Raw genomic sequence first — 2,939 nt, 5'->3', positions numbered from 1 at the left:
CTTCGACACATCCGGGCTGGAGGCAGTGGTTGGGGTGGTGAAGCGTTTCCGCAGTGCCAGGGACACGTACACGAGGGCGACGAGGACGGGGACCTCGATGAGTGGTCCGATGACTCCGGCCAGGGCCTGGCCGGATGTTGCACCGTAGGTGGCGATCGCGACGGCGATGGCGAGCTCGAAGTTGTTGCCCGCGGCGGTGAACGCCAGCGTGGTGGTTCGCGCATACCCCAGCCCCATCGCGGCCCCGAGCACGAACCCACCGCCCCACATCACCGCGAAGTAGATCAGCAGCGGCAGAGCGATCCGCACGACGTCCCACGGCTGCGACGTGATCTGCTCACCTTGCAACGCGAACAGGATGACGATGGTGAACAGCAACCCGTAAAGGGCCCACGGCCCGAGACGCGGCAGGAACGAGGACTCGTACCAGTCGCGGCCTTTGGTTCGCTCGCCGATGCGGCGGGTGAGGAAGCCTGCGACCAGGGGTATACCGAGGAAGATCAGCACCGACTTCGCGATCTGCCACGGCGAGGTGTCGATGGTGGTCTGCTCCAGGCCCAGCCATCCGGGCAACACCGAGAGGTAGAACCAACCCAGCACGGCGAACATGACCACCTGGAACACCGAGTTCAGTGCGACGAGAACAGCAGCGGCTTCGCGGTCGCCGCACGCCAGGTCGTTCCAGATGATGACCATCGCGATGCATCGGGCCAGGCCGACGATGATCAGTCCGGTCCGGTACTCCGGCAGATCCGGGAGCAGGAGCCAGGCCAGCGCGAACATCAACGCCGGTCCGATGATCCAGTTCAACGCCAACGACCCGAGTAGCAGGCGACGATCACCGGTGACCGAGTCGAGTCGGTCGTAGCGCACCTTGGCCAGCACCGGATACATCATGATCAGCAATCCGAGGGCGATCGGCAGCGAGATGCCGTCGAGCTCGACCGCCGCCAAAGTGTCACCCAGGCCGGGGACGACTCGACCGAGCAGCAGTCCGGCGACCATCGCGGCGCCGATCCACACCGGCAGAAACCGGTCCAGCGTCGACAACTTGCCCGCGACCGCGGTGTCGGTGGCGGTCACTGGTCGGCCTCACACGACCGCGTTTCCCCCACGACCGTGGCGAGATCGCCCAGCAGGCCCGACAGTTGTTGCAGCGCTTCGGTGTTCACCCGGTAGTACACCCAGGTCGCGCGGCGCTCGCTGGTCACCAGACCCGCCTGGCGCAGCACCTTCAGATGGTGCGAGATCGTCGGCTGCGACAGCTCGAACGGCCCGGAGATGTCGCACACGCACGCCTCGCCGCCCGGATGCGCAGCGACCTCCGACAGCAACCGCAGTCGAACCGGATCAGCGAGTGCCTTCAACAGTGGGGTGACAGCCCCGGTCTCGTCGCTACTGAGGCCGCGGCCGGGTGGCAGCAGGAGATTCTTATTCGACACGCGTCAATATTGACACACGTCGATGCAGGCGACAAGGTGGCCGACCTGGAAGCAGGCTTGCGCTTTCGCGTTGGTGTCCACGACAAGCAACCGGTTGGGCTCCGATCGAACCGCCATCCTCGGGTCAGCTCACGTGCCGCATTCAACGCTCAGACGGTGGCTGTTAATGAACCTATCGACCCTGTCGTCCGGCTAGCTATCTCGCAGTGGCCTGATGATGCACCCCGCGGAGCGGTCTCAACATTCTGCGTCGAACACGGAATTTCTCGAAAGTCGTTCTACGAGCTGCGTAAACGCGCCAAAGTCGAGGGGCCCGCGGCAGCCCTCGAACCGCGGACCCGCCGCCCAAAGTCGAGCCCGTCAGCGCTCAGTGACGAGGTCAAGTCACAAGCGGTGGCGGTGCGCGCCGCCTTGGAAAGGTCGGGTCTGGACCACGGACCGATCAGCGTGCACGACAAGATGCGGTCGATGGGCATGGCACAGGTCCCCTCGACAGCATCGCTGGCCCGCATCTTCCGCGATGCCGGAGTAGCCCGGCGTGAACCGAAAAAGAAGCCCCGCTCGGCGTGGCGGCGGTTCGTCTATCCCGCACCGAATGCGTGCTGGCAACTCGACGGCACCGAATACGTTCTGACCGGCGGACGTACGTGCGTCATCCTGCAACTGATCGACGATCACTCTCGCTACGCCGTGGGCTCCCACGTGGCCGCCGGTGAGACCTCCGACGCCGCGATCGCGGTGTTCGACAAGGCGGTGACCGCTCACGGCGTGCCCCAGCGACTCCTCACCGACAACGGGCCCGCTTTCAACCCCTCACGCCGCGGCCGCATCGGTCAACTCGTCGAACACGCCCACGCGCTCGGAGTCGAAACAATCACCGGCAAGCCCTACAAGCCCACCACGCAGGGCAAGAACGAACGCTTCCACCAGACACTGTTCCGCTACCTGGACAAACAGCCACTTGCCGACACCCTGGCCGAGTTGCAGGCCCAGGTCGACGCGTTCGACCACATCTACAACACCGAGCGGCCTCACCAAGGACTGCCCGGGCGGGTCACACCGTTGACCGCCTGGCAGGCAACACCGAAAGCCGACGCGCCACACCCCAAATTCGGTCGGCCGTTGCTCGATCCGCCGACACCACGCCCTCGGCCCGCACAGCGGCAACCCACCGACCTACCCGACGGCGTCCTGGCCAGAACTGTCAGCACCTCCGGCACCATCAGCGTGGACGCAGTCACCTACATGGTCGATGTGGACCACGCCTTCGACCAGGTCCTCGTTGTCACCGACGACAACACAATCGTCATCGCCAACACCGAAGGCGAAGTCCTCGTCGAACACCCCCGACCCGCCCCAGGAATCACCTACGTCGGAAATCGACAACCCCGCGGCCCACGCCCCACCAAGAAGACCGCACCGTCACCGAAGTCCTGACACACCAAGTGTCACCAATGTCCAGATGCAGAAACGTCACCGATGTCCCGATACATCACA

At 64.9% G+C, this 2,939-nt stretch carries 2 protein-coding genes and 1 pseudogene; 1 reads left to right on the top strand and 2 read right to left on the bottom strand.

All coding sequences use genetic code 11. The features are described 5' to 3' along the window. Both arsB and ACIGKQ_RS25185 read right to left on the bottom strand, forming a co-directional pair. Positions 1–1,083: ACR3 family arsenite efflux transporter (gene arsB / locus ACIGKQ_RS25190; RefSeq protein WP_396575173.1), on the bottom strand; the 1,083-nt coding region annotated here is incomplete at its 3' end. Then, positions 1,080–1,442: a helix-turn-helix transcriptional regulator gene (locus tag ACIGKQ_RS25185; RefSeq protein ID WP_007240805.1), complete on the bottom strand. Its 363-nt coding sequence runs from the start codon at positions 1,440–1,442 to the stop codon at positions 1,080–1,082. The genes arsB and ACIGKQ_RS25185, both read right to left, overlap by 4 nt. Positions 1,443–1,640: 198 nt before the next feature. On the opposite strand from ACIGKQ_RS25185, the pseudogene ACIGKQ_RS25180 reads away from it, so the two are divergent. Continuing rightward, positions 1,641–2,939: pseudogene (locus tag ACIGKQ_RS25180) on the top strand (integrase core domain-containing protein); the annotation flags it as partial.

Origin of the sequence: Gordonia sp. NPDC062954, assembly GCF_044543825.1 — a bacterium.
Taxonomy (GTDB): Bacteria; Actinomycetota; Actinomycetes; order Mycobacteriales; family Mycobacteriaceae; genus Gordonia; species Gordonia tangerina.
Note: the sequence above shows the minus strand (reverse complement) of the source record. Positions and strands in the feature narration are given on the sequence as shown.